This is a genomic window from Neopusillimonas maritima (genome assembly GCF_003576595.1).
GTDB lineage: Bacteria > Pseudomonadota > Gammaproteobacteria > Burkholderiales > Burkholderiaceae_B > Neopusillimonas > Neopusillimonas maritima.
This window is the reverse complement of record NZ_NQOU01000003.1, coordinates 1-25,954: the sequence shown is the minus strand read 5'-3', so window position 1 is coordinate 25,954 and position 25,954 is coordinate 1. Positions and strand designations below refer to the sequence as shown.

Genomic DNA, 25,954 nt, shown 5'->3' with positions numbered 1-25,954 from the left:
ATGACAGATAATCGAAATACCAATGCAGTGTGGGCCGGCGATGCCGAAGAATTCGTTCGTGTAGAAGATATCGTCAAGATATTCGGCGATACCGTGGCCGTTCAATCGGTGAATTTGTCGGTACGGCGCCACGAAATATTTGCATTACTGGGTAGTTCCGGGTGTGGAAAGTCGACGCTGCTGCGCATGCTGGCGGGCTTCGAGGAGCCGTCTTCGGGCCGTATTTTCCTGGATAACGAAGACATCACATTGTTACCGCCTTACCGACGCCCGGTGAATATGATGTTTCAGTCTTATGCGTTGTTTCCTCACATGACAATCGAGGCTAATGTGGCGTTCGGTTTGAAGCAAGAGGGGGTGCCACGCCACGAGATTCACGAGCGCGTGTTTGACGCGCTCGATCTGGTGCAAATGGCGGGATATTCGCGCCGCAAACCCAATCAATTATCGGGTGGCCAGCAGCAGCGAGTTGCACTTGCACGCAGCCTGGTCAAGCGCCCAAAGCTTTTGTTGCTCGACGAGCCCATGTCGGCGCTTGATAAGCAAATCCGCCAGAAAACCCAGGTTGAGCTGGTGAAGATTCTGGAGCAAGTGGGGGTGACTTGCATTATGGTGACGCACGACCAGGAAGAGGCGATGACCATGGCATCCCGTTTGGCGGTCATGACCGAGGGCCAAATTGTTCAATGCGGTACGCCGCAAGAGGTATATGAGTTTCCCAATTCGCGTTTTGTCGCCGGTTTCATCGGCTCAACCAATATGTTCAATGGCACCATAGTGGTAGATGAGCCCGATCATGTGGTCATTGAAAGCGAACAGTTGAGCCGCCCGCTGGTTGTCGCACACGGGGTTAGCGAGCCCTTGGGTATGGATGTGCATATTTCTATTCGACCTGAGAATATTCGGGTGAATGTTGTGCAACCGGAAACGGAAGGAAACTGGGCGCATGGCCATGTGAATCATGTGGCCTGGATGGGCAGTTACGCGCGCTATCAAATTCGCCTGGACTCCGGTTTTATGGTGGAAGCGAACGTGCCGGGCGTCATGATGGTTCAGACTGAAGCGCCGGCTATTGATGACGAAGTGTATGTCAGTTGGTCCGATGACAGTGCGACGGTGTTGCCCTCATGAGCAAGTTTACTGACTGGTCCCGTCGGCTTTTATCCAGGCGAATGGCGATATTGCCGCCATTCATCTGGATGGGTCTGTTTTTGCTGGTACCGTTTTTATTGGTATTGAAAATCAGCTTTGCTGATTTGCGATTTGGTATTCCGCCCTATACCTCGTTTGCGCAAATCCAGGATCAAGCCATTACCTTAAGCTTGCACCTGAACACCTATGCGCTGTTGTTTACCGATAACCTTTATATCGCTACCTATCTGAACTCAATCAAGGTGGCGGCCATTACGACCTTATGGTGTGCCATTATTGGGTACCCCATGGCGTATTACATTGCCCGCTCACAACCCGCTTTGCGCAGTCTGCTGTTGGTGCTGGTCATTTTGCCGTTCTGGACATCATTGCTGTTGCGTGTTTATGCCTGGGTCGGGATTCTGCGCAACGATGGCCTGCTGAACAACTTTTTGATCTGGTTGGGCGTTATTAGTGAACCGCTGGAAATTTATCGAACCGACCTGGCGGTTTATATCGGCCTCGTTTATGCCTATTTACCGTTCTTTATTTTGCCGCTCTATGCCAACCTGGTAAAGCTGGATGTACGGTTGTTGGAAGCCGCTTACGACCTGGGGGCGAAACCCTGGAAAGCCTTTTTAAGCGTCACGCTGCCGCTGTCGTTACCGGGCGTGATTGCCGGTGGCATGCTGGTGTTTATTCCCACTGTGGGGGAGTACGTTATTCCAGAGCTACTGGGTGGCGCCGATACGCTCATGATGGGGCGCGTGATGTGGACGGAGTTCTTCAATAATACCGATTGGCCTATGGCAGCGGCCGTTACGGTGGTGATGGTCGCCATTCTGTTAATTCCGCTGGTTATTTTCCAGAAGAATCAAATGAGCCAGATGAATGGGGGTGAGCGCAAATGATTCAACCCAATCGTTGGTTCAGGGCATTGGCGTTGTTTGTGGGATACGGTTTCTTGTATGTGCCCATCGCCTGCCTGATGGTTTTCTCTTTTAACGATTCTTCATTAATGACAACCTGGTCAGGTTTTTCGTTGCGTTGGTATGTTGAGTTATTTAATGACCGCGCCTTACTTAGCGCTGCGTTGTTGTCGTTGCAAATTGCGGCGTTAACTGCCACTGCCGCAGTCATTATTGGCACCTGGGCGGGCTATGTTTTGGCTCGCATGGGGCGCTTTCGGGGCTTCACGCTGTATATAGGCATGCTGAGTGCTCCTTTGGTGATACCTGAGGTTGTGCTGGGTATTTCATTGCTGTTGCTGTTTGTGGAAATGAGTCAGCTTATTGGCTGGCCGCAAGGTAACGGCATGTTCACTATTTGGGTGGGGCATGTCACTTTGTGTGTGGCTTACGTGGCCGTGGTCGTGCAGTCGCGCATTCGAGATCTTGATCGTTCACTGGAAGAAGCGGCACTTGATCTGGGCGCCACGCCGTTGAAAGTGTTTTTCCTGATTACTGTGCCGTTGATTGCCCCGGCGTTGTTGGCGGCCTGGCTGTTAGCCTTCACCTTATCGCTCGATGATGTGGTCATCGCTTCATTCCTTTCTGGGCCGGGTTACACCACGCTGCCGCTGGAGGTGTTTTCGCGCGTTCGCCTGGGCTTGAAGCCTGAAATCAATGCGTTGGCGACGTTGTTTATTCTGATTGTTGGTCTATTCGTTATTGTGGCGAATCGCCTGCAATGGCGAGGGGAGTCTAAATGAGTGAATCCGTTGTTTTATACGGGCTGAAAAAATGCAGCACTTGTGTGAAAGCCATGAAATGGCTGGATGCCAATGACGTGCCGTACACTTTTATTGATTATCGTGAACAACCCGTTGACGCCGCGACTTTAAAAGACTGGGCTGGTCAGGCTAGTTGGGACAAACTCATTAACCGGGCCTCAATGACATGGCGAAATTTACCGGAAAGCCAGAAAAGTCCGGCCTCTCAAGAAGACTACCTGGCTCTTGTCGCCGATCATCCAACATTAGTGAAACGACCCGTTGCTGTTGGCCTGGCGCCGAATATTGTGCTGGGGTTTTCCGAGAAAAAGTACGCTGAGCTAAAGGGGTAAAGTTTGCTAACACAACAACAGTTAAAAGAAAATGTCGCAGTGGCAGCAATCGATTATGTGCTGCCGTATTTAAAGCCCGACACCATTATTGGTATTGGTTCGGGGTCAACCGCCGATTTGTTTATCGATCAACTTGCCCAGTTTAAAAGCCGTTTCAAAGGTACGGTTTCAAGCTCCGAACGCAGCACCACACGCCTGCAAAGCCACGGTATTGAAGTGTTCGATCTGAATGACATCAGCCATGTGCCGGTTTATATCGATGGTGCCGATGAAATTGACGCCGGCTTGCACATGATAAAAGGGGGCGGCGGAGCATTAACCCGAGAAAAAATCGTGGCCTCGGTTGCCGATCAGTTCGTATGTATTGCCGATGAGTCGAAATGTGTCGATTACCTGGGTGCTTTCCCCTTGCCCGTCGAAATCATTCCCATGGCCCGCGAAGCAGTGGCCCGACAAATGGCGGCACTTGGCGGCCGGCCAAAGTTGCGGGAAGGCTTTACCACCGACAACGGTTGCCAGATCCTCGACGTAGCGGGTTTGCGTATTACCGACCCGAAGGCCTTGGAGGCGCGGGTAAATAATATTCCAGGGGTGGTCACGTGTGGTTTGTTCGCCATAGCAGGCGCCGGCGTTGCATTAATTTCAACTCAAACGGGTGTAGAGCAGCGTAAACCCGCTTAGTCATAATCACGTCATAATTATCGGGTAAGGTAGCAGTACAATTTTTATCCGCGTTATTGAAACCAGAGGTTCAATCATGACCGAACACACCAACAAACAGTTTTCCGCCGAGCTCGAGAACGTTCGCTCTTCGTTCTTGCAAATGGGGGGCCTGGTTGAGGCCATGATTGGCGAGGCGATGAACGTACTGGTAAATAAAGAAGTAACGCTCGCCGATACGGTTCATGATCGCGAGAAAGAAGTAAACCGGTTGGAAGTCGAAATTGACGAGCGAATTGGGTTGCTTATTGCGCGCAATCAACCCACAGCCGTCGATTTGCGCCTGTTGCTGTCGGTTTCAAAAATGCTTACCGATATGGAGCGGTGCGGCGACGAGGCCGACAAAATCGCGAAAATGGCGCGCCGAATGCATGAGGCGGGTGGTCAGTACATTCCAGCGGTCGAGTTACGGCACATTTCCACTCAGGTTACCAACATGATTCGTAATGTACTTGATGCATTTGCCCGTGAAGACCCTATTCATGCGGCGACGGTGGTACGCAACGATAAAGAGGTCGATAAGGAATGGAAAGCCTCTTTACGTCATCTAATTACTTACATGATGGAAGACCCGCGCACGATTTCCCGCTCTATCGACCTTATTTTCATCGCCCGCTCTCTTGAGCGAATCGGTGATCACGCTAAAAATATGGCTGAACGTGTTATTTACATGGTGCACGGAGACGATGTACGACACATTGGCGTAAAAGCAACAGAGCGAGTGGCCCGCGGCGAGCCCTTGGTAAAACAAGGCGACTAGCCCCGGTCGGCGCTAATTTAGATACATTCCGTTTAGTAAAAAAAAAGGTCACGTGATGAACGTGACCTTTTTACTTTGGAGCGTTTCAATTACTGCGAAGGCGGCACAAAGCCTTGTGCTTCAACATCGACATCTTCGAAAAGAAACCTTTCCATTTGCTGCGCCAAATATTTGCGTGCCCGGATATCCGCGAGATTGAGCCGGTTTTCATTTACCAGGCGGGTTTGGGTTTGCACCCATTGCTCCCAAGCCTCTTTGGAAACGTTTTGCCAGATACGTACACCCAGTTCCCCGGGATAAGGGGGTGCGGGCAGCCCTTCGGCTTCGCGCTTTAGTTTTACACATTGAACCATACGTGTCATAGGTGCGCCTCTTACTGATTAATTTAGCAACATCCAACATTGTACCCAGTCGTGATGTGGTACGCATTCTAGAGTTTTTTGATGAATACCAGGCTGTTTCGCGAGCGGTTGTAATGTGCCTGACGCTCTCTTGGCAGGTCGGCAACGCCGCCTTGCACAAAGCCGCGTTTGATAAACCAATGAGACGTGCGCGTGGTAAGTACGAACAACCTGCGTGCTCCTGCAGCCCGGGCCTTGGATTCAGCGTGTCGCAACAGCATCTCGCCCTCACCTTCGCCCTGCCATTCAGGGTGCACGATTAAACAAGCCATTTCGGCCATGCGGTCGTCGGGGTAGGGAATCATGGCAACGCAACCGTAGATGACACCGTCGTGCTCCAATACGGTGAACTGTTCAACGTCGCGCTCGATAACGGCGCGGCCGCGTGGAACCAACGTGCCGTCGGCCTCCAGCGGATCGATTAAACGCACAATCGCCCCTACGTCATCCATGGTGGCGGCACGTAAGTCGTCCAGCGTGTCCTCCACAACCATGGTGCCCACGCCATCGTGCGTAAAGATTTCCAACAGCACGCTGCCATCAAGTGTGTAGGGCAGCAGATGTGCACGGGCGACGCCCCTTTTAACGGCACGGGAGGCGTGGCTGAGGAAGGTGGCGGTGTCTTCGTCGAGTGCGCCGCCGGCCAGCAGGGCGTCTGCATCTTCGCGCGCCAGTTCGGTATCGACACTGCCGTCTTCGTGTCGGATAGTGCGATTCTGAGTCAGGAAAATGAGTTTTTCCGCGCGCAGGGAAATGGCGACGCTGGTTGCCAGATCCTCCATGGCCAGATTGAAGGCTTCCCCCGTAGGCGAAAAGCCTAACGGCGACAACAAAACTATGGCCCCCTGGTTGAGAACGGAACGTAACGCGTCGGAATCCAGTTTTCGTACTGCACCAGTGTGTAAATAATCGACACCCTCGATGACCCCAATGGGGCGGGCGGTGACAAAATTACCTGAAATAACGCGAATCTGTGCATTCGACATCGGGGTGTTTGGAAGCCCCTGGCTGAATGCCGCTTCAATATCAAGCCGGATTTCGCCTGCAGCCTCTTTTGCGCATTCCAGCGCAGCGGCATTGGTTGGCTGGTTATTGCGTCCAAACCGGACATCAAGGCCCTTGAGTTTTAATTGTTCATTCACTTGCGGCCGGGATCCATGCACCAGCACCAGCCGCACCCCTAGCGCGGAGAGCAGGGATAAGTCTTGAATCAGATTATTCAGTGCGCCGTCGTTGACCAGTTCACCGCCAAAAGCCACGACAAAGGTTTTACCCCGGAAATTATGTACATAGGGCGCCACTTCGCGGAACCAGCGCACAAATTGTGCGGGGGCGAATTGGGCGGCATCTTGGGCGGAGAAGGTGTCTTCGGGTTCGGCCATAAGAAATAATATAGAAAGCAGTTTGTGTTGTATCAGGTCAAAATTATAATGACCGGTTGCGCTGTTATAAGAAATTTCATGCAGGACTTATCCGGTTTGTCGGGAAACAAAGACACTTTCAAGGGCCCAAGCCCTCGCACCTCCGCTAATCAGAATGGCATGGAGCTGCGTTCGCCACGCCCGTTGCCACCCATTCATTATCCTGAAGATCTGCCGGTTAGTGCTCGCCGCAAGGAAATCGCCGAAGCCATTCACGGCAATCAGGTTGTGATTGTATGCGGTGAGACGGGTTCGGGGAAAACCACGCAGTTACCCAAGTTGTGTTTGGAGTTGGGTCGTGGCGGTGAAAAGATCATCGGGCATACTCAGCCGCGCCGTCTGGCGGCGACGTCGGTTGCCAAGCGGGTGGCCCAAGAGCTGAATACTGAAATCGGTGATTGGGTGGGGTATCAGGTTCGATTTAATGATCGAAGCTCGCGCAATACTGCAATCAAACTCATGACCGACGGCATTTTGCTGGCGGAGTCCCAACGTGATCCCATGCTGCGTCGTTATGACACCATTATTATTGATGAGGCACATGAGCGCAGCTTGAATATTGATTTCCTGCTGGGTTTTTTAAAGCAACTCTTGCCGCGGCGACCTGATCTGAAGCTCATTATCACGTCGGCCACCATCGATGCAGCGCGGTTTTCGCGTCATTTCTCAACCGACGGCAAGCCAGCCCCTGTGGTGGAAGTGTCCGGCCGCTTGTATCCGGTTGATATCCTTTATCGTCCGGTTCGCGATCATGATGACGATTCTGCGGCGCGAGACGATGCGCGTTCGCGCCTTGGCTCCGACGAGGAACGTGATCTGATCGATGCCATTGTCGATGCAGTAGATGAGTGCGCTCGTTATGGTGACGGCGATGTATTGGTTTTTTTGCCGGGCGAGCGCGAAATTCGTGAATCGGCTGATGCGTTGCGTAAGCATCATGGTGGCCGTCTCGATGTATTGCCGCTGTTTGCACGTTTGTCCCAGGCTGAGCAAGAGCAAATTTTTCGCCCGCAAAGCAATCGGCGGCGCGTGGTGTTGGCCACCAACGTCGCGGAAACTTCACTTACCGTACCGGGCATCCGTTATGTGGTTGACAGTGGTTTGGCGCGTATCAAGCGTTATTCCTGGCGCAACAAAGTCGAGCAACTTCGCATCGAACCCATTAGTCAGGCATCGGCCAATCAACGGGCGGGGCGGTGTGGTCGGATCGGGCCGGGGGTGTGCCTCCGACTGTACGATGAAGAAAGTTTTCAACGACGCGCCGCGTTTACCGACCCTGAAATCCTCCGTTCTTCGTTGGCGTCCGTTATTTTGCGGATGAAGGCACTTAAGCTGGACGATATTGAAACTTTTCCGTTCGTTGAGGCGCCGACCGGCCGGGCGGTGGCTGATGGTTATCACCTGCTGCAAGAGCTTGGGGCGCTGGATGAGGCGAACCAGCTCACGCGCGTGGGTGCTGCATTGGCCCGTTTGCCCGTGGATCCGCGTATTGCCCGCATGGTGCTGGCCGCGCGCGACGAACAGTGTTTGGCCGAGATGCTGATTATTGCCGCTGCACTATCAGTTCAGGATCCGCGCGACCGTCCAATGGCTGAGCGAGATGCGGCGCAAAACGCACATCAGAAATTTGCAGACAGCAAGTCGGAGTTCCTGTCATACGTAAAGCTGTGGTCCTGGTATGAAGACAAAGTCCGGCATAAAGCATCGCAGAAAAAACTCGTGGCGTTGCTGCGTCAAAACTATTTATCGCCTTTGCGTTTGCGTGAATGGCATGACGTTCACAGTCAATTGGCTGCGTTAGTTGGCGAACAGGGGTGGCGTGTCAATCAAACTGAAGCGACATACGAACAATTGCATAAAGCCTTGTTGGCCGGTCTGCTTGGCAATATTGGGCTGAAAGCCGAAGAAGGGCAGCGCTATCTTGGCGCGCGGAATATTCGATTTTTGATTCATCCGGGTTCAACGCTGGGGCGTAAAGGGGGGCGTTGGATTGTCGCGGCCGAATTGGTGGAAACCTCGCAGCTTTTTGCGCGGTGCGTGGCGCGTATCGAGCCCGGCTGGATTGAGCGTGTCGGTGCGCATTTGGTGCGTCGAACCTGGTCTGATCCTCGCTGGGAGAAGAAAAGCGGGCAGGTGGTGGCCAATGAAAGGGGCACTGTTTACGGTTTAATGGTCTATAACGGCCGGAAAATGCACTACGGCAAAATTGAGCCTGTGCATGCGCGTGAAATTTTCATTCGTGAAGGGCTGGTGACAGGCGAATTGAATACCACCGTGCCGTTTGTCCGACAGAACCGCCAATTGACCGAGCGTATAGAAAAGCTTGAGCACCAGACGCGTCGCCCTGACATTCTGGTGGATGACAGCCTCATTTATGCTTTTTATGATCAGCAGATTCCGGCCGAAATATTTCAAACGGCGACACTGGAAAAGTGGTTCAAAGGGCTCAGCGATGACAAGCGCAAAGCCTTGTTGCTTACTCGCGACGATCTGATGCGTCATGAGGCAGCCGGTATTACCACTGATGTTTTTCCAAAAAAGGTGGAATGGGACGGTGTCGAAATGTCGCTTGATTACCACTTTGAACCGGGCTCGGTTCGCGATGGCGTTACGTTGACAGTACCGCTGTTTGCCTTGAACAAAATCGATGCTCAGCGTTGTGAGTGGCTTGTTCCCGGCATGCTGAAAGAAAAAGTGCAGTTATTGCTTAAATCACTGCCTCAGAAGTTGCGCCGACATTGCGTGCCGCTACCTGAGTATGCAACGCATTTTTACGAGCGCTGGTTCGAAAAGGCTCGCGACCCTGAAACAGGTCTGCTGGATGCCATTGCAGATGACATGTGGCAGAACGTGAAGGTGAGGCCGCAAAGAACCGACTTCAAATTGGAGACATTGCCGGCTCATATGCTGATGAATTTCAAGGTGGTCGACGAGCAAGGGCGCATGTTGTCCGGCGGGCGAAATCTTGATCAGCTTAAAGCGGAACATGGCCGCCAGGCGCAAGCGTCTTTTCAGAAGATGGCTGTGCGCGACGAGTCGGTGGCGCAGGCGCTTGCGCAGGAGAATATTACCGACTGGTCCTTCGGTGAGCTGCCTGAATTAATGGAGATTCGACGCAAGGGTGAGTCGGTGATTGGTTATCCTGCGCTCGTAGACAAGCAAACTCATTGCGATCTCGATGTGTTCGACGACCCGGCCAAAGCGCGTTCTCATCATCGGTTGGGGTTACGGCGGCTGTTTCGCCTGGCGTTGAAAGACCAGGTTAAGTTCTTGCAGAAGAACTTAACTGATCTTACGCGCATGAGCATGCTTTACATTAGTCTTGGCACACAAGATGAGCTGCGTGATCAGATCATTGACCTGGCAATTGAACAGGCATGTATGGTTGAACCGTGGCCCAGCTCGCGTGAGGCCTTCGAGCAGCGGCACGAGTCGGCGCGTTCGCGTTTAGGGTTGCTGGCGCAGGAAATTGCCCGCCTGACGGGGCTGGTTTTAATTGAGTGGTCGGCGGTGCAAAAAAAACTGGTCCAGGCTAAGCCGCATACAGAAGCTTATGCCGATTTGCAGAATCAGTTGTCTGTCCTGATGAGCAAATGGTTTGTGCGCGATACACCTTATGAAAAGCTGGTGCATTTCCCCCGTTATCTGAAGGCCGTGCAAATGCGGATCGACAAGCTTAAGTCCGATCCGCAGCGTGATCGGCAATTAATGGCTGATATGGCACCGCTGTTAACGCAATACCAGCGCGCCTTGAGTGCCTTGAAAGGTGCGCCTGATGCCCAATTGGCTGATTTCCGCTGGATGCTCGAGGAGTTGCGCGTTTCGTTGTTTGCACAGACATTGCGCACACCGATGCCGGTATCTGTAAAACGCTTACAAAAAGCCTGGTCGGCCATGCACCGATAACCGGGTCTGTGGGTACAATTCGTTCATGACAGAAACCGTTACGCCCCCCTCTTTCGTCCACTTGCGTGTTCACTCCGAGTTTTCGGTGGTTGACGGCATTGTGCAAATTCCTGAGCTTGTTGGAAAAGTGGCGGGCTTTGGCCAGCCGGCTGTTGCGCTGACCGATTTATGTAATGTATTTGGCCTGATCAAGTTCTATAAGGCGGCGCGTGCCAAGGGTGTTAAACCGATTGCCGGTTGCGATATCTGGATCGAAAACGAGGCTGATCGCGATAAGCCTCACCGGGCGTTATTGCTGGTTCGCAATCAGGCGGGCTATTTGGCGCTTTGTGAAATTCTTACGCGCGCCTGGCTTGAAAACCAATATGCAGGCCGTGCAGAAGTCCGGCGTGCGTGGTTAGACAATGTTGAGGGCTTGATTATGCTTTCCGGCGGGCGCGCAGGCGACGTCGGTCAAGCGCTGGAGGCGGGTCGCGATGCAGAGGCCCGGGTATTGGCACAATATTGGAGCCGACGTTTTCCCGATGCTTTTTATATCGAATTGCAACGCACTGGGGCGGACGGCGATGAGGCCTATGTCCAATCGGCATTGCAGCTTGCCGCAGAACTTGACTTGCCGGTCGTGGCGACTCATCCGGTACAGTTTATCGAGCCTCATCAGTATCGCGCTCACGAGGCGCGCGTTTGTATAGCAGAAGGCGAGCAGTTAGCCAATCCGCGGCGGCACCGACGCTTCACTGAAGAACAGTATTTGCTTTCCACAGAGGAAATGGCACGTCGGTTCGCCGACGTGCCTTGTGCGCTGCAAAATGCAGTTGAAATTGCGAAGCGTTGCAATCTAACGTTGGTGCTGGGGCAGCCTCGTTTGCCCGACTTCCCAACGCCTGAGGGGATGACGCTAAATGACTATCTGATCCAGTTGTCGGAAGAGGGTTTGGCACAACGCATGGCGTTTTTGTATCCCGACGCCACCGAACGAGAGCAGCGCTATCCAATATATCTCGAGCGCTTGCGCCTGGAATGTAAAACCATTATTGATATGGGTTTTCCAGGTTATTTCTTAATCGTTGCCGACTTTATTAACTGGGGTAAGCAAAATGGCGTACCCGTGGGGCCGGGCAGGGGGTCGGGCGCCGGTTCGCTGGTAGCCTATTCACTGGGGATCACCGATCTTGATCCTATTCGTTACGACTTGCTTTTTGAACGGTTTCTCAATCCCGAGCGGGTATCCATGCCCGACTTCGATATCGATTTTTGCCAGGACAACCGCGAAAGGGTGATTGATTACGTTAAGCAAAAGTATGGGCGCGAAGCCGTCAGCCAGATCGCCACATTCGGTACGCTGGGCGCGAAGGCGGTTGTCCGCGACGTGGGTCGTGTGCTTGAAATGCCCTATAGCTTGTGCGATGGTTTATCAAAGCTTATTCCCTTTAGTCCCGCCGATCCGTGGACGTTGGAACGCGCTTTGTCAAGCGAGCCGGCATTTAAAGAGCGGTACGATCAGGATGAAGAGGTTCGTGCGCTTATCGACCTGGCACGTCCTCTTGAAGGGTTAACACGCAATGTCGGCATGCACGCGGGGGGCGTACTCATTGCGCCCGGTAAATTAACCGACTTTTGTCCTCTTTACGCGCAGCCCGGTGAGGATGCCAGCGCTGTTTCGCAATTCGACAAAGACGATGTTGAAGCGGCCGGTTTGGTCAAATTCGATTTTCTGGGTTTGCGAAACTTAACAATTCTCGATTGGGCTGTACGTTACGTGCAGCGCTTTAATGAAGACAAGCGTGATTTCGACATCATGGCTTTGCCGCTGGATAACGAACCCACTTATCAGTTGCTCAGTGAGGGCAATACAACGGCGGTTTTCCAGCTCGAATCGCGTGGCATGAAAGAGTTGTTGCGCAGTTTAAAACCGAACACATTTGAAGACGTGATCGCCATGCTGGCGTTGTATCGGCCCGGCCCCCTGGAGTCAGGGATGGTGGTTGATTTCGTTAACCGCAAACATGGGCGTGCCGAGGTGGATTATTTTCATCCCGATTTGGAACCTGTGTTGAAAAGCACCTACGGCGTGATTGTGTACCAGGAACAAGTCATGCTGATCTCCCAGATTATCGGGGGATACACGCTGGGCGGCGCCGATATGCTGCGTCGGGCCATGGGTAAGAAGAAGCCCGAGGAAATGGCCAAACATCGCGAGATATTCCAGAAAGGGGCGGTTGAAAAAGGTTATGACGCGGATTTGGCCGTTAAGTTGTTCGACTTAATGGAGAAATTTGCGGGTTACGGTTTCAACAAGAGTCACTCTGCGGCTTACGCGCTGATCGCCTATCAAACAGCGTGGCTGAAACATTATCATCCGGCCGAGTTTTTAGCTGCAACGTTGTCGTCGGATATGGATGACACCGACAAGGTGCAGGTGTTTTGGAAAGACGCCTTGGCGAATGGGGTCACGGTTCAAGCCCCGGATGTCAACACGTCGAACTACCGTTTTGAACCGGTTCAGGATAACTGGACCGCGCAGTTAAAGCCGCCGCGCACCATTTGTTATGGATTGGGGGCGGTAAAAGGCACTGGGCAGGGTGCGGTAGAGGCAATTATCCGGGCGCGTGAGGAAGGGGGGCCTTTTACCAGTCTGTTTGACTTTTGTCGGCGTATCGACCGCCATGCCGTGAACCGGCGCACCATTGAGGCTTTGATCCGCGCGGGCGCTTTCGATACGATCTCAGCTAACCGGGCGGCGCTGCTGGCGACGGTGGGTAACGCCATAGAGGCGGCGGAGCAGGCGGAACGTAGTGCCAATCAAGTTTCTCTTTTCGATGACGACAGCAATGATATTGTCGAGGGTGAGTTGGCGAAGGTCCCACCCTGGGATTTGCAAACCCAACTAACAGAAGAAAAAGCGGCGTTGGGCTTCTTTTTCAGTGCGCACTTATTCGATGCCTGGCGCGATGAGGTGCGGCGTTTTGCGCCCAAACCGCTTGCGCGCCTAGAGCCGGCGCGCGGTCTGCAATGGTTTGCCGGGGTCTTGTCGGCGCTGCGGCCTCGTATGACGCGGCGTGGCAAGATGTTGTATGCCTTGCTGGACGACGGTTCAGCTCAAGTCGAGGTGGCGATCTTCAACGAGCTCTATGAACAACATCGCCATCGTTTGCGTGAAGACCAGCTTATTATCGTGCACGGCAAGGTTAGCCCGGATGAATATTCCGGCGGGTTGCGTGTTTCGGCTGACGCCCTATACGACTTGCAATTGGCGCGTGAGTCGCGTGCTCAGGCGCTGCGCATCACATTGAATGGTAACGCCGATGTTGAACGTTTAAAGAAAGTGTTGAATCCATTCAGGGCAGAGCCTGAGAATGGTGTGTTCGGTGTTGCGGTGGAGTTGCAATTGGTCAAGCATGATTTTTCGTGCCGTGTTCGCTTGGGTGAGTCCTGGCGTGTGCGTATGGCCGACGCGCTTTTTGATCAGTTAAATGGGTGGGTGTCACCCGACGCTGTGGAGATTGCCTACCAATGACCCGTTTACGCATCGCCTTTTCTGAGGCGACCACCAGCTTTGGGGGGCAAGAGCAATATATTTTCAAAGTCATGTGTGGGTTGCGGGAACGTGGACATGACGTTCAAGCGATTTGCCAGCCGCATGCAAAACTGGCGCAGCGCTTGCAGGATGACGGCTTTGTGGTTCATACCTTGTTAACTGATGGGTTTGTTAATTATGCAAAGGGCGTTAGGCGCTTCCGGCGTCTGTTCATTGAGCAGGGTTTCGATGTTGTGAACACCAACAGCCGTCGTGACACCATGCTGGTGGGGGTCGCGGCTCGTTTGGCTGGCGTACCTTTGGTGGTGCGTTCGCGTCATCTGGCCAAACGTGTAGGTTCTTTGCTGTCGTATACAGTGGTGCCGCATGCTGTTATTGCATGCAGCCAATACGTGCGCAACCATTTGATTGAACGGGGGGCCGCACCCGATAAGGTCAAAGTAGTGTATCCCGGTATCGACTTAAACAACTGGCCGACAGGTTCAACGCTTCGCAGTGAACTGAAGTTGGCGGAAAATGACGTCGTCATTGTTTCTGTCGCGGTCATGCGCGAACAAAAAGGCCATCGAGTGCTGCTGGAGGCGGTTGAGCCTTTGATCCGTGCCCGACCCAACGTACATCTGGTCCTGGTGGGATCAGGTTCGCCATTAATGGAAACTTTGCAAGACATCGTGCAGGAAAGGGGATTGGCACGGCGCGTTCATTTCCTGGGCACACGTCAAGACGTGCCGCAAATTCTGAATGGTTCGGATATTTTTGCCTTGGCCACGGAAACAGAAGCGACTGGAACGGTTTTTGCAGAAGCTCAGGCGAGTGGTTTGCCAGTTATTGGCACACGGGTAGGTGGCGTACCTGAAATGATGCTTGAAAACGAGACCGGCATTTTGTTTGCGCTGCGCGACGTCGCGGCATTAACCAGCGCTTTACAAAAATTGCTTGATAACCCCGCACTGCGACGACAAATGGGCGTGGCAGGCCGGCGCTTTGTCTATGAGGCTCATCGGTACGACTTATCGACAATGGCAAGTTCAACGGAGCACGCGTATTTAAACTGGCTGGGTCAGCGAAAAAGGAGGAGTTCTTCATAATGTTATTTGGCAACGCGTCCAGCATTCCGATTTTGATGTATCACCATGTGTCCCCTAGTGCGGGGCCTATTACCACTTCACCTTCTAATTTTGAAAATCAGTTGAAATGGTTGAAGTGGCATGGGTATCAATCCATTACCACCCAGCAGTATGTTGATTATTTAAATGGTCATCCCCTTGCAGCAAAGTCGGTGATGATTACGTTTGACGATGGCTATCTGGATAACTGGGTATGGGCCTATCCCATCCTTCAGAAATGGGGGTTTAATGCGGTGATTTTCCTGGTTACGTCCTGGGTTCACGATGGGCCGGTGAGGCCCTGCCAAGGCCGTGCAGGCCACTTGCCCGACACGCCCGATCACCACGAGTGTGAACGCCGTATTAACGCAGGACAAGGTGATGACGTCGTTTTGCGCTGGAGCGAGATTCACGAAATGGTGGAGTCGGGCACTTTTGAGTTTCACAGCCACACAGATACGCACACACGCTGGGACTTGGGTGACGATAAAGCCAACAAAAACCTGCACATGATGGAAGAACTTACTCGATCGCGCCAAACCCTGGCCGCCCGCCTGGGCTATGCCACAGAGCATTTATGCTGGCCTCAAGGTTATTTCGATGAAGATTACGTGCAACTGGCCAAACAAGCAGGGTATCGTTATTTGTATACCACGTTGGCGTTTGGGCAAAACAAGCCTTCCAGTAACCCTGAGTGTATTCATCGTTTCGCGGTGCGCAACACAACCGGCGAATCGGTGGGCCGTCGCATCTGGGTTGCGCGTAATCCGTTTGTGGCGCCACTGTTCAACGGTTGGAAACGGTGGAAACGATCAAGGCGGGAACGCGCATGACACTGTCGGTAATTATTATTACCAAGAACGAGTCGGCACATATCGCCGACTGCATCAAATCGGTTCAGTTTGCCGATGAAATTATCGTGCTTGATTCAGGAAGTACGGATAGTACGCGGGAAATTGCCGAATCACTTGGTGCGCGAGTGGAGGTAAGCGCCGATTGGCCGGGATTTGGCCCACAGAAGAACCGGGTGCTTAATATGGCCACCAAGGATTGGGTTTTGTCGATCGACGCCGATGAACGCATAACGCCGGAACTGGCACAAGAAATTCGTTCCACTATGCTTAACGCACGCTATGACGCATATAAAATTGCGCGGTTGTCGTGGTTCGGAGATCGATGGATCCGGCATTGTGGGTGGTGGCCGGATTATGTCGTAAGGCTGTTTCGTCGTGGCCAGGCGCAGTTTACTGAGGCTGCCGTGCATGAAAAAATTGTGTCGAGTACGTCTCCAGGTACTTTGCGAAGCCATTTTTTGCACTATCCCTACGCAAATATGGAAGTTTTGATTGACAAAGTAAATCGTTATTCGTCGGCAGCCGCCCAGATGATGTTTGAGAAAGGCCGTCGAACATCCGTGGCGGGTATTGCCGGCCATGCGTTCTGGACATTTGTACGAATCTATTTGATTCGCCGTGGTTTTCTCGACGGCAAAGAAGGTTTTATTCTTGCGGCGACCGCGGCGGCCGGCAGTTTTTTTCGATACAGCAAACTGCGCTATTTGCAGACAAAGCGCAAACCTCATTCATCATGAAGATTCTGTACACCAATATTCATCATGGCAATGGCGGTGGCCATGTAACGTACATTATGAATCTGTTGCATACGCTGGGAAATGACCATGAGTTATGGCTAGGGACACCGGCGCAGAGTCGTCTGTTTCGCTATGCTAGCAAGATTTCGGGTGTGAATGTAATCGATATGCGATTCACTTCGCGTCCCGCCGTTTTGTTTCGTGAAGTGTGCGCCTTGCGCCGGTTTCTGCGTGAGGAAAATTTTGATTTGGTGCATGTTAATGCATCGGCCGATCATCGTCATATGATGTTGGCCAGAATGGGGTTGCCGCGGCCTCCCAAAATTGTATGGACGCGTCACAACGATCGCAGAATAAACAGTTTGGGTCATCGACTTCGGGCGAACCTGGGCACTGATCATGTTATTGCCGTTAGTGACTACGTGGCGCGGGGCTTGGTTGCTTCTGCATATGGCTCGCTGCCCTGTACGACGATCCGGCATGGTATCGATACCCAGCATTACGCGCCTGTTGATGCGTCTCGGCGCGCAGCTTTGCGTCAACGTTGGTTTGGCGATCAACATGAGCGCTTGATTGTGATGGGTAGTGTGGGCGGGACGGATACCGAAAAAGGTTGGCTGGAGCTGGTGGAAGCCATTGCCATGTTGCCGGCCGACTTGCGCGACCGATTCCGTGTATTGGTCGCCGGCGATCCCCCCGACACACAACGTATGAGTCGGGTGATTGCGGCTGGAATGCAGAATGCCTGTGTTTTCCCGGGGCTGGTTGACGACATACGCGATGTACTGGGCGCATGTGATGTGGGTTTTGTACTGTCGCATTTCGAGGCGCTCTCGTATGCTTGCCGGGAAACGATGGCAATGGGGCTGCCAACCTTGATCACGGACACCGGTGGGTTACCCGAAAATTTAACCCACGGTGTGCAAGGCTGGATTTTGCCGGTGCGTGAGCCCCGAGCAATTGTGCCGATCCTGAATGCTTTGGCTGATAATCCGCAATTGCGGGTTGAAATGGGAAAGGCCGCTCGCCGCCACAGTGAGCAGTATTTCTCCCTGGAACCTTTCACGGCTCAAACCCTTCAGGTCTATAAAAATACGATCGCGTCGATATAATGCCTCGCATGATTCCAATTCTCATGTATCACCAAGTTGGTGTACCGTCGCCGCGCGGCACGCCTTACCGGGGGCTCACGGTACACCCGCGCGACTTTGCGCGCCAATGCGTCAGGCAAGGTGTTTGGTATTACTTTTGATGATGGGTATCGCAACGTTTTTGAGAACGCCTTGCCGGTTTTGAATCGTTTGGGGTTCACTTCAACCAATTATTTTGTTGTCAACCAGTTCGATGGGGGAAACGTGTGGGACGCTCAAAAAGGTGTGCCGCATTCGCCTTTGATGTCGGTCGACGAAATGCGCAACTGGGCGGCGGCAGGCCAGGAGGTTGGGTCTCATACACTTGATCATGTGCATTTGTCCGAAGTCTCGCCGGAAATTGCGTATCAACAGATCGCTCAATCGCGAACGGAGTTAGGGGCTTTGCTTAACACGGAAATAGGAGCATTTTGTTACCCCTACGGTTCCGAAACGCCGGGTGTTCGAGAGTGGGTGCGAAAAGCGGGCTACAGCAATGCAACGACAACCGTGCGAGGGCTGGTCAGACCCGACGATGATTTATTCGGGCTACCGCGTGTTACTGTAGCAAGGTCAACGAATATTTTTCGTTTTTTACAGAAGTGTCTCACGCGTTTGGAAGACAGGCGACTCAGTGGCTGAACATAAATTAAAAATCGCTTTTGTAGTTGATCGTTTCGGAGGACGCTTTGGCGGTGCCGAGGCGTATGGTGTCGAACTCATGCGCGAGCTGGCGCAGAGCCACGACGTAACGGTTTTTGCCCGCGAGTACGACAATGAGTCGGGCTTGCGCCTGCCTTTCGTACCTATCCGGACACGCAAGGGGTTTCCCAGTTGGTTGCGTGTGTTGTGGTTTGCTGCGCGCGCGCGCCGTCTAACACAGTCGGGTTTCGATATCGTTCATTCGCATATGAACGGATGGTGTGGCGATGTCGAGGTCGTTCACGTTACGCCGGTTCGGTATAACTGGCGCGTGCGTAAAATTTCCTTTATCAAGTGGCTATTGTCTTTTGCAAGCCCCAGGGTGCAAACGTATTTAGCGCTCGAACGTAAGCGGGTGCGTCAACGTGCCGGACACCGGGCCGTTGCCGTTTCAGGGTTGATTGCCGAACAGCTGAACAGTGCTTATGGCGGCGAAGTTGAGGCCTATCCGGTCATTGCTCCGGGTGTGGTTCCAGCGGCTCAGTTACCCGACGAACAAAGTCACGCTTTGCGAGAAAGCTTGGGGTGGGGGCAAGAGGATTATGTATGCCTTTTGGTGGCACGTAACCCTCAACGCAAGGATTTGAATACCGTTCTGCAAGCGCTTGTGCACTTGCCGACCAATGTGAAGTTGTTGGTTGTCGGAGGCAACGCCTCGACACGCGATTACATACGACGCAACGCGCCGTCAGTTGCAGAGCGCGTAAAAACCGTTGATGAAACGTCTGATGTAACGCCTTATTACAGCTGTGCTGACGCCTATGTTCATCCAACCTTGAATGACAGCTTTGGTATGGCGCCACTCGAGGCAATGTCTTACGAACTCCCCGTTATTTTAAGCCCGAGTCCATGGTGCGGGTTCGCGCAGTATGTAACGCCGAATATTGACGCTCTTGTGCTGTCGCATCCTGAAAACAACGAAGAATTGGCGGAGTTCATCCAACAACTTATGGCATCAAGCACATTGCACGAGCAGCTTGTAAGGGGGGGGCGGAAACTGGTCCAACGTCATAGTTGGTCTGAGGTGGCACGCCGCTATGAAGCTTTATATGCCGAAATTCTGCAAGAGCGTGACGGGCGGGTTGCATCCTCCAAATAACCCAGCCAGCGTAAAGCCTGCTCGCGGTTATCACCGCACATGTCTTCCGATGGCTGCAAATCGTGACAAACTTGTGGTCGAAGTGGGTCGTTGAAAATAGTGCAACGAAAAGCAGTGTCAAGATGAATGCATGGTTCTCCCGCGGGCTTTCCGTGTGGCATCCCTGGAATAGGGCTGGAAATGGACGGGGCGATGCAGCATGCGCCGCAATTTGAACGACACTTCATCGTTATACCCAGCCTCTCAGCCAATACACGACCAGGCCGGCATACTCTTTGATGATTGAGCGTGCCGCCTCAAAGGTGCGTCCGTCGGGGAGCCAGAAGCCAAAATCGGGGTCATCGGGTACCGTTATCTGCGGTGGTGAGGGTGCGGGGATGACGTTTACGCCCAGATTTTCAAATACTGCGGTGGCGCGTGGCATGTGCAGCGCCGAAGTGACCAATAAAATTTCTTTAAAATTTCGCTCTTGTATTAATTGGGCTGTGAGTACACCATTTTCCCGGGTTGTCAGGCTTTCAGGTTCTAAAATGAGGGCACTCTCTGGTACGCCTTGACGTTTCAGGGCATTGGCCATTGCCTGGGCCTCACTCACACCGCCGTCCAGAGCAGCGCCCGAAAGTATGATGAAGGGCGCCCGACCTGCCTTGAATAAACGGGATGCTGTATCGCTACGGGTTGTTACCTTATCGGGGTCATAAGGTTCAAACCAGTTCTCGCGCCCGCCGGCAGTATGGCCGCCCAGAACTACAATGGCGTCAACGTCCGGCAGTAGATCAGGCGGGGTGTAAGGATGGAATTGCTCCAGTCTGCCGCCGGCCCATAAAGAGGACGCCGGCAGTGACCAGAACAGGCCCCAGGCCAAACTGAACAGTGCGATCCCCCATGCCAATCGTCGCCATCTGAGCATGAAAAGAATGGCTGCGATAAAAAACAGCGTAATGCAAAGATTAAGCGGGATGATGAGATTGGCCAGAAAATTGGTCACATTCATGACGGTTGTGTACTTGGCGACTGACGGTTCAGAAATTGCAGTGCGTGTTCGAGCACGATATCCGTATCGGGCCATTGACCCATCTTGCCCAAGCAGACAGCTGATGGTGACCAGGGGCCGGTGTGTTTGGCATCGGTAACACCAAACAGCGTTATTTGTTGGGCGCCTGCTGCCGCTGCTAAATGCGACACGCCCGAATCATTGCAGATAACAAGAGCAGACATGCGCGTGAGTGTAGCAAAAGCCCCTAACCCCTGCGCGCTTAAACAACGCGCGGTCGGCGCATTGCGCAAAGCCTCTTCTTTTTCATTGGGTGGAGGGCACATGACAACGTTAAAGCCTTTTTCTTGCAGGATACGCGTAAGGGAGTCGAATCCAGGCCAAACTTTAACTTGTCCTTTGTGACGCCCCGTTGCTGTGGGGGCGATAAGAATAAAGCCACCCGGCTCAAGGCCGGCATTTGTAAGCAGTGTCTGGGCCGCAGCCTTGTGCTCGCAGGTGAGCGACAAGCCAAGCGTTGGGCCCGGTTTTTCAGAAGATAAAGGGTGATGCCACTTGCTTAAGGCCGATCGGGTTAGCATAAACCACGACTCCACGGCGTGGGGTTTGGGGACAGGTTTTGAAAACGGCCATTTTAATAACAGGCTGCGCCCGTCGTCGCGATAACCTGCGCATTGCAATCCTGCTAACCTGAAGACTAATGCACTGGACAATGAATCGGGTAACAGCAAACCCAGGGCATGGTCATGGCCATGTTGATGCCGGTGTTCGGCTACTCGTTTGCGATCCGTTTTCCATGCGCCGCTCATCGGGATGAAACCTTCAATGGGATAAGCTCGTAAGAGGTCTTCAGCCCAGGGGCGTGCACAGACTACGGTTGGTATGCCATTTTGTAATATTGCATTCAACGAAGGTAGAGCCATGCAAACATCGCCAATCCAGTTTGGAAGGCGTAGGTAAAGAGTAGGTTTAGGGTCTGTCATGGTCGTAGTGGGAGAAACATTACCGTCCTGCGTGTTCCAGTTGCTGTGGCGCAGTTAAAATGTTTTTTTTCAATTGTTGCATAGTATAAAAGCGAGTCATTTCTTGAGTTCAGTTTTCCCATCCGGTCCTGCACATGCCGACCCAGTGAAGTTCGACCTTTGGCGTCGCATTTATGTGCGGCTGGGCAAGTACTGGAAGGCGGTTGTTGTTGCCTTTATTCTCCTTTCAATCAGCGCGGCAACCCAGCCTACGCTGGCCATTATTATGAAGCCGTTGCTCGACGAAGGCTTCACAGGTCAGAAGCCATCATACATATGGTCTATTCCTGCATTGGTCGTCGGCCTTATGTTCCTGCGTGGGATATGTACCTTCGGCAGCTCTTACGTAACGGCCTGGATAACCAATAATCTGCTTTTGGGTATTCGGCGGGAAATGTTTCAGCGGCTGCTGGGGCTGCCCGACTCCGAGTTTCGCAACGGCGATACCGGCCGGTTGTTGAATCGCTTCACAATCGATGCGGGTAACGTATCCGGCCTTGCTACGGAAGTGATCACGGTTATTACGCGTGAAACGCTGATCGTGGTGTCATTGTTTGCCGTGTTGCTGTATATGTCTTGGCAGTTAACATTGATTGTGTTGCTGGTTTTGCCGCTCTCAGTCTATGTCTCACGCATTTTTATTCGTCGTCTGCGCCGCATAAATCGCGACACGATCAATATGAATGCGGAAATGACGCGGGTGGTTGGTGAGGCAATTGACGGTCAACGAGAGGTTAAGTTGTTCGATGGCTACGATCATGAGTCATCACGTTTCGAGTACGTTAGTGGCCGATTGCGCAGGTTCGCCATGCGGGCGGCATCCTCCGACGCCGCCATGTCACCCATCACCCAATTTTTTGTAGGTGTGTCGGTGGCCGCAGTCATTGCAGTTGCTTTGTATCAGGCGAATAACGAAGGCTTGACGGTGGGTAGTTTCGCGTCGTTTATGGCCGCATTGGGGCAGATTTTCGACCCCATTAAGCGGCTAACCAATATTGCCGGCGCGACACAACGAATGTTGGTATCCGCCGAAAGCGTATTTGGTCTGATCGATCAAACCCCGGAGTCTGATGAAGGAAAAGTTGAGCTTACTAAGGCAGTGACAGGTCGCATTGAGTATCGGAACGTGAGTCATCGTTTCGCCGATGCCCAAGTTGATACTTTAACCAATGTATCGTTGTCGGTAGAACCAGGGCAAACCGTTGCGTTGGTCGGTCGCTCCGGTAGCGGTAAAACAACGCTGGTGAATATGCTGCCCCGGTTTGTGATCCCTACCGAGGGGGAGATTTTTATTGATGGTCAGCCTATTGGTGCATGTTCTTTACGAAGTTTGCGCGCGCAGCTATCGCTTGTCAGCCAGAACGTGGTACTTTTTGATGGCACGATCGGTGAGAACGTCAGTTACGGCGCATTGCGTGAGGTTAATGAACAGGAAATCTGGGCGGCACTTGAGGCTGCTAATTTGCACGATTTCGTGCGTGGTTTGCCCGATGGCCTTCATAGCCGGGTTGGTGAGAATGCCAATCAGTTGTCAGGCGGGCAGCGTCAGCGTTTGGCAATTGCGCGAGCGCTTATTAAAGATGCACCAATCTTGATTCTTGATGAAGCTACTTCAGCATTGGATAATGAATCTGAACGGCAAGTGCAGGCGTCGCTGGAGCATTTGATGGCTGGACGAACCACCTTGGTCATTGCACACCGACTGTCAACCGTGCAGAAAGCCGATATGATTGTCGTGCTTGATGCAGGTGAAATAGTTGAACAAGGTCACCATGAAGCGCTGCTTGCCAAGGAAGGGCGCTACGCCATGTTGTACAACATGCAGTTTCGTGATGCGGCCTGACTCATAGTAAGCGGGTAGCGCGGGGAATTTGGCAAAAGATTTACAGCGGAAAAATGATGAAAAAATTTGTTGCTTTATTAGGTTTTCTTGCGTTGGCCGGTTGTGCCGCGGATAACAAGGGTTTTTCCTTCGATGTAATCGAAGATCCGCTTTATTTGCGTGCCGAGCGCAAGCTTGAGCAGGATTTTGTCCAAATTCAGCGCGCCGTTTTTAAGCATCAGGCTGCGTGCAACGCCGAGGTACAGTTCTCGCGCGACGAGCTGTATCCGGCCAACGCTCGCGTAACAAAGCCGTTTCGGCCCGGCGCAACGAACAGCAGTGAAATGGTGGTGTTGTCGCTGGCCAGAATGACCAGCGGGCTGACGCGTGGCCGTGTTTATAGTTATTACGCCACCACTAATAATCAGGTTCAGGAGATGTTTGATATCGTGCTGAATCCGGAAAAGTGTCCTGTTTCTGAATAGTGTTTCGTTGTCTTGAGTTAATAGCTAAATAAGCACTATGTCGTATTGTTCTTGTGAATATGCGGCTTCAACTTCCAAAGAAACAGGCTTGCCGATAAAGTCGCCCAGCATGGCCAAGTGGGCGCTTTCCTCTTCAAGAAACAGGTCAATCACCGCCTGCGAAGCCAGAACCCGAAATTCCTTTGGGTTGAACTGTCGGGATTCCCGCAGAATTTCTCGCAAAATTTCATAACACAGAGTGCGGGGTGTACGAACATGCCCCCTGGATTGGCAGGTTGGGCACGGCTCACACAATTGATGTGCTAATGAGTCGCGCGTGCGCTTGCGTGTCATTTCAACCAAACCTAATTGGCTGAAGCTGCTGACCGTCATACGCGTGCGGTCTTTGCTTAGCGCTTTGTTGAGTTCAGCCAATACCGATGCGCGGTGTTCGGAGTCATCCATATCAATAAAGTCGATAATGATAATGCCACCCAAATTGCGCAAACGTAATTGCCGCGCAATGGCAACGGCCGCTTCGAGGTTGGTTTTGAAAATCGTGTCGTCGAAGTTGCGTCCTCCGACATAGCCGCCGGTATTAACATCTACCGTTGTAAGCGCTTCTGTTTGGTCGATGATCAGATAGCCTCCAGACTTGAGGTCTACGCGTCGTGACAAGGCTTTTTCTATTTCTTCGTCGACATTGGCGGTATCGAAAAGTGGGCGCTCGCCGCTGTAGTGCGAAATGCGGTCTTTCACCGACGGGGTAAAGGTGTCCGCCCATTCATTCAAGCGCTGCGCCGTGGCACGTGAATCAACCAAGATGGAGCCGGTTTCGGGACTCACCATGTCTCGCAGCACACGCTGCTCGAGTGTTAAGTCGGCATAAAGCAAGGATGGAGCCGGTAAAGATTTCGCTTTGGTGGTAATCCGGGCCCACAGCACCCGCAAGTAGGATAAATCGGCGGCCAACTCGTCATCGTTTGCTCCTTCGGCCTGCGTGCGTACGATGAAACCGCCTTTTTCGTCGTCGGGCATTAACTGTACAACGCGTTCGCGCAGCGCCAGACGATCTTCTTCCCCTTCAATTTTTTGGGAAATGCCAACATGAGGTTCATGAGGCAAGTACACCAACATCCGCCCGGCAATACTGATTTGCGTAGATAACCTGGCCCCTTTGGTGCCCAGGGGGTCTTTAATGACTTGAACCATGAGGGATTGCCCTTCGAAAAGCAGTTTCTCGATAGGGGTCAGGGTTCCGCCGGCATTTCGTTCGGCGCGATTCTGGCGCAAATCGGCTACGTGAATGAAAGCGGCTCGTTCCAGACCGATATCGACAAATGCGCTTTGCATTCCGGGTAACACACGAACAACTTTCCCCAGGTACAAGTTGCCCACGTGTCCACGCTGAATGCTGCGCTCAATATGCAGCTCTTGAACAGCGCCTTGCTCGACGATGGCCACCCGGGTTTCAAAAGGGGTAACGTTAATGAGTATGTCTTCAGCCATTTTCAGCCATTGTGATTATTTTTGGGGAATGCGTTCAGTATGCCATGATCGTCGCACGCCGCAAGGTTAGTGGTTACCTATTGCCTGACGGCGCGCCCGTCATTTTCATTTAATGCGGTACCTATTTATCTAGCGCTGGTGTCAATTTAAATGCTAATTCGTTTGCAACTAAATGACAGTCATGCTACAGTTCGGTTCCCTTTGGAAACGGCCTCGGGATAACCCTTAATTTAGGGGTATATTTAAGAGGGCGATTTAAAAGGGACAGTCATTGACTCGGCGTGTGTTTTGCGGTGCAAGATGCGGGTGAGGTTGGTGAACTGGGCGGGGCCCTGAGGCGGGGTGGTGGTCAAGAGTGGTTGGAAATAAATTTCTTTTCTTCTCATTTGACACATCTTAAAAACTGCTTCATAATCTCGTTTCTTCGCTGCTTGAACAGCGCTTCACACGGCAAGTTAGGGTTTTTTAACTTGGTTGTGGGGCAGTTGGGTAGGGTGAGCGAAATTGCTCTTTAACAACGAAACAACCGATAAGTGTGGGCACTTAAGCTACGTTGCTAAGTAGTGGTGCATCA

The 25,954-nt window shown here is 52.6% G+C and carries 22 protein-coding genes and 1 pseudogene; 17 read left to right on the top strand and 6 right to left on the bottom strand.

The features are described from left to right. The 6 genes from CJO09_RS08695 to phoU all read left to right on the top strand — a co-directional run bounded on the left by CJO09_RS08695 (window position 1) and on the right by phoU (window position 4,675). Entirely contained in the window at window positions 1–1,131 is a 1,131-nt protein-coding gene (locus CJO09_RS08695; RefSeq protein WP_114421866.1) for an ABC transporter ATP-binding protein, read from the top strand. Continuing rightward, window positions 1,128–2,042, top strand: a complete 915-nt coding sequence (locus CJO09_RS08690) for an ABC transporter permease subunit (protein ID WP_114421867.1) — start codon at window positions 1,128–1,130, stop codon at window positions 2,040–2,042. The genes CJO09_RS08695 and CJO09_RS08690 overlap by 4 nt, the downstream gene beginning before the upstream one ends. Continuing rightward, window positions 2,039–2,842 carry an ABC transporter permease subunit gene (locus tag CJO09_RS08685; protein ID WP_114421868.1) on the top strand — a complete coding sequence of 268 codons (804 nt, stop codon included), beginning with the start codon at window positions 2,039–2,041 and terminating at the stop codon, window positions 2,840–2,842. The genes CJO09_RS08690 and CJO09_RS08685 overlap by 4 nt, the downstream gene beginning before the upstream one ends. Next, window positions 2,839–3,195, top strand: coding sequence for a Spx/MgsR family RNA polymerase-binding regulatory protein (locus tag CJO09_RS08680; protein WP_119442020.1), 357 nt, complete (start codon window positions 2,839–2,841; stop codon window positions 3,193–3,195). Before CJO09_RS08685 ends, CJO09_RS08680 begins: the two co-directional genes overlap by 4 nt. Before the next feature lie 3 nt (window positions 3,196–3,198). Then, a complete protein-coding gene (gene rpiA, locus CJO09_RS08675; RefSeq protein ID WP_119442019.1) occupies window positions 3,199–3,876 on the top strand; it encodes a ribose-5-phosphate isomerase RpiA in 678 nt (225 codons plus the stop codon). A 76-nt stretch (window positions 3,877–3,952) separates the two neighbouring features. Then, a complete protein-coding gene (gene phoU, locus CJO09_RS08670) occupies window positions 3,953–4,675 on the top strand; it encodes a phosphate signaling complex protein PhoU (RefSeq protein ID WP_114421871.1) in 723 nt (240 codons plus the stop codon). Between the two features lie 89 nt (window positions 4,676–4,764). Here phoU and CJO09_RS08665 read toward each other — a convergent pair whose 3' ends face one another. Continuing rightward, entirely contained in the window at window positions 4,765–5,037 is a 273-nt protein-coding gene (locus tag CJO09_RS08665; RefSeq protein WP_114421872.1) for an oxidative damage protection protein, read from the bottom strand. A 68-nt stretch (window positions 5,038–5,105) separates the two neighbouring features. After that, window positions 5,106–6,458: an amino-acid N-acetyltransferase gene (gene argA / locus CJO09_RS08660; protein WP_119442018.1), complete on the bottom strand. Its 1,353-nt coding sequence runs from the start codon at window positions 6,456–6,458 to the stop codon at window positions 5,106–5,108. Between the two features lie 159 nt (window positions 6,459–6,617). Here argA and hrpA point away from each other — a divergent pair, with 159 nt between their 5' ends. From hrpA to CJO09_RS08620, 9 genes and pseudogenes are all read left to right on the top strand, one after another. Continuing rightward, entirely contained in the window at window positions 6,618–10,403 is a 3,786-nt protein-coding gene (gene hrpA, locus CJO09_RS08655; protein ID WP_245961293.1) for an ATP-dependent RNA helicase HrpA, read from the top strand. Window positions 10,404–10,428: 25 nt separating this feature from the next. Beyond that, a complete protein-coding gene (gene dnaE, locus CJO09_RS08650) occupies window positions 10,429–13,920 on the top strand; it encodes a DNA polymerase III subunit alpha (protein WP_119442016.1) in 3,492 nt (1,163 codons plus the stop codon). Then, window positions 13,917–15,029 (top strand): glycosyltransferase family 4 protein, encoded by a 1,113-nt coding sequence (locus CJO09_RS08645; protein WP_119442015.1) that lies wholly within the window; start codon window positions 13,917–13,919, stop codon window positions 15,027–15,029. The genes dnaE and CJO09_RS08645 overlap by 4 nt, the downstream gene beginning before the upstream one ends. Then, the gene (locus tag CJO09_RS08640; RefSeq protein ID WP_119442014.1) at window positions 15,029–15,880 is read left to right on the top strand and encodes a polysaccharide deacetylase family protein; all 852 of its coding nucleotides are present in this window, start codon (window positions 15,029–15,031) and stop codon (window positions 15,878–15,880) included. The genes CJO09_RS08645 and CJO09_RS08640 overlap by 1 nt, the downstream gene beginning before the upstream one ends. Next, a complete protein-coding gene (locus CJO09_RS08635; protein ID WP_119442013.1) occupies window positions 15,877–16,638 on the top strand; it encodes a glycosyltransferase family 2 protein in 762 nt (253 codons plus the stop codon). Before CJO09_RS08640 ends, CJO09_RS08635 begins: the two co-directional genes overlap by 4 nt. Further along, window positions 16,635–17,750 carry a glycosyltransferase gene (locus tag CJO09_RS08630; RefSeq protein WP_119442012.1) on the top strand — a complete coding sequence of 372 codons (1,116 nt, stop codon included), beginning with the start codon at window positions 16,635–16,637 and terminating at the stop codon, window positions 17,748–17,750. The genes CJO09_RS08635 and CJO09_RS08630 overlap by 4 nt, the downstream gene beginning before the upstream one ends. 23 nt (window positions 17,751–17,773) lie before the next feature. Next, a pseudogene (locus CJO09_RS15940) lies at window positions 17,774–17,857 on the top strand (polysaccharide deacetylase family protein); the annotation flags it as partial. Next, window positions 17,847–18,410, top strand: coding sequence for a polysaccharide deacetylase family protein (locus CJO09_RS08625; protein WP_391523641.1), 564 nt, complete (start codon window positions 17,847–17,849; stop codon window positions 18,408–18,410). The pseudogene CJO09_RS15940 and the gene CJO09_RS08625, both read left to right, overlap by 11 nt. Next, window positions 18,403–19,569: a glycosyltransferase family 4 protein gene (locus CJO09_RS08620; RefSeq protein ID WP_119442011.1), complete on the top strand. Its 1,167-nt coding sequence runs from the start codon at window positions 18,403–18,405 to the stop codon at window positions 19,567–19,569. The genes CJO09_RS08625 and CJO09_RS08620 overlap by 8 nt, the downstream gene beginning before the upstream one ends. Here CJO09_RS08620 and CJO09_RS15785 read toward each other — a convergent pair. The 3 genes from CJO09_RS15785 to CJO09_RS08605 are packed head-to-tail and all read right to left on the bottom strand — an operon-like array spanning window position 19,506 to window position 21,486. Beyond that, window positions 19,506–19,796 carry a YkgJ family cysteine cluster protein gene (locus CJO09_RS15785; RefSeq protein WP_119442010.1) on the bottom strand — a complete coding sequence of 97 codons (291 nt, stop codon included), beginning with the start codon at window positions 19,794–19,796 and terminating at the stop codon, window positions 19,506–19,508. The genes CJO09_RS08620 and CJO09_RS15785 overlap by 64 nt on opposite strands. A 2-nt stretch (window positions 19,797–19,798) precedes the next feature. Next, window positions 19,799–20,563 carry a YdcF family protein gene (locus CJO09_RS08610; protein WP_114421882.1) on the bottom strand — a complete coding sequence of 255 codons (765 nt, stop codon included), beginning with the start codon at window positions 20,561–20,563 and terminating at the stop codon, window positions 19,799–19,801. Continuing rightward, a complete protein-coding gene (locus tag CJO09_RS08605; RefSeq protein ID WP_391523640.1) occupies window positions 20,560–21,486 on the bottom strand; it encodes a glycosyltransferase family 9 protein in 927 nt (308 codons plus the stop codon). The genes CJO09_RS08610 and CJO09_RS08605 overlap by 4 nt, the downstream gene beginning before the upstream one ends. Window positions 21,487–21,649: 163 nt before the next feature. Here CJO09_RS08605 and msbA point away from each other — a divergent pair, with 163 nt between their 5' ends. Both msbA and CJO09_RS08595 read left to right on the top strand, forming a co-directional pair. Continuing rightward, window positions 21,650–23,428: a lipid A export permease/ATP-binding protein MsbA gene (gene msbA, locus CJO09_RS08600; RefSeq protein WP_179950529.1), complete on the top strand. Its 1,779-nt coding sequence runs from the start codon at window positions 21,650–21,652 to the stop codon at window positions 23,426–23,428. A 56-nt stretch (window positions 23,429–23,484) separates the two neighbouring features. Continuing rightward, window positions 23,485–23,892 carry a hypothetical protein gene (locus CJO09_RS08595; RefSeq protein ID WP_147269401.1) on the top strand — a complete coding sequence of 136 codons (408 nt, stop codon included), beginning with the start codon at window positions 23,485–23,487 and terminating at the stop codon, window positions 23,890–23,892. 24 nt (window positions 23,893–23,916) lie between these two features. Here CJO09_RS08595 and rng read toward each other — a convergent pair whose 3' ends face one another. After that, window positions 23,917–25,380, bottom strand: a complete 1,464-nt coding sequence (gene rng, locus CJO09_RS08590; RefSeq protein WP_119442007.1) for a ribonuclease G — start codon at window positions 25,378–25,380, stop codon at window positions 23,917–23,919. Window positions 25,381–25,954 lie beyond the last annotated feature (574 nt).

What these genes read in the sequence shown, in the direction of transcription:
- dnaE (WP_119442016.1), top strand. Translation starts at nt 10,429, where the DNA reads ATGACAGAAACCGTTACGCCCCCCTCTTTCGTCCACTTGCGTGTTCAC.
- CJO09_RS08685 (WP_114421868.1), top strand. Translation starts at nt 2,039, where the DNA reads ATGATTCAACCCAATCGTTGGTTCAGGGCATTGGCGTTGTTTGTGGGA.
- CJO09_RS08665 (WP_114421872.1), bottom strand. Translation starts at nt 5,037, where the DNA reads ATGACACGTATGGTTCAATGTGTAAAACTAAAGCGCGAAGCCGAAGGG.
- CJO09_RS08645 (WP_119442015.1), top strand. Translation starts at nt 13,917, where the DNA reads ATGACCCGTTTACGCATCGCCTTTTCTGAGGCGACCACCAGCTTTGGG.
- CJO09_RS08595 (WP_147269401.1), top strand. Translation starts at nt 23,485, where the DNA reads ATGAAAAAATTTGTTGCTTTATTAGGTTTTCTTGCGTTGGCCGGTTGT.
- CJO09_RS08695 (WP_114421866.1), top strand. Translation starts at nt 1, where the DNA reads ATGACAGATAATCGAAATACCAATGCAGTGTGGGCCGGCGATGCCGAA.
- CJO09_RS08610 (WP_114421882.1), bottom strand. Translation starts at nt 20,563, where the DNA reads ATGAATGTGACCAATTTTCTGGCCAATCTCATCATCCCGCTTAATCTT.
- CJO09_RS08605 (WP_391523640.1), bottom strand. Translation starts at nt 21,486, where the DNA reads ATGGCTCTACCTTCGTTGAATGCAATATTACAAAATGGCATACCAACC.
- CJO09_RS15785 (WP_119442010.1), bottom strand. Translation starts at nt 19,796, where the DNA reads ATGAAGTGTCGTTCAAATTGCGGCGCATGCTGCATCGCCCCGTCCATT.
- CJO09_RS08690 (WP_114421867.1), top strand. Translation starts at nt 1,128, where the DNA reads ATGAGCAAGTTTACTGACTGGTCCCGTCGGCTTTTATCCAGGCGAATG.
- CJO09_RS08640 (WP_119442014.1), top strand. Translation starts at nt 15,029, where the DNA reads ATGTTATTTGGCAACGCGTCCAGCATTCCGATTTTGATGTATCACCAT.
- rng (WP_119442007.1), bottom strand. Translation starts at nt 25,380, where the DNA reads ATGGCTGAAGACATACTCATTAACGTTACCCCTTTTGAAACCCGGGTG.
- phoU (WP_114421871.1), top strand. Translation starts at nt 3,953, where the DNA reads ATGACCGAACACACCAACAAACAGTTTTCCGCCGAGCTCGAGAACGTT.
- CJO09_RS08635 (WP_119442013.1), top strand. Translation starts at nt 15,877, where the DNA reads ATGACACTGTCGGTAATTATTATTACCAAGAACGAGTCGGCACATATC.
- hrpA (WP_245961293.1), top strand. Translation starts at nt 6,618, where the DNA reads ATGGAGCTGCGTTCGCCACGCCCGTTGCCACCCATTCATTATCCTGAA.
- argA (WP_119442018.1), bottom strand. Translation starts at nt 6,458, where the DNA reads ATGGCCGAACCCGAAGACACCTTCTCCGCCCAAGATGCCGCCCAATTC.
- CJO09_RS08680 (WP_119442020.1), top strand. Translation starts at nt 2,839, where the DNA reads ATGAGTGAATCCGTTGTTTTATACGGGCTGAAAAAATGCAGCACTTGT.
- CJO09_RS08630 (WP_119442012.1), top strand. Translation starts at nt 16,635, where the DNA reads ATGAAGATTCTGTACACCAATATTCATCATGGCAATGGCGGTGGCCAT.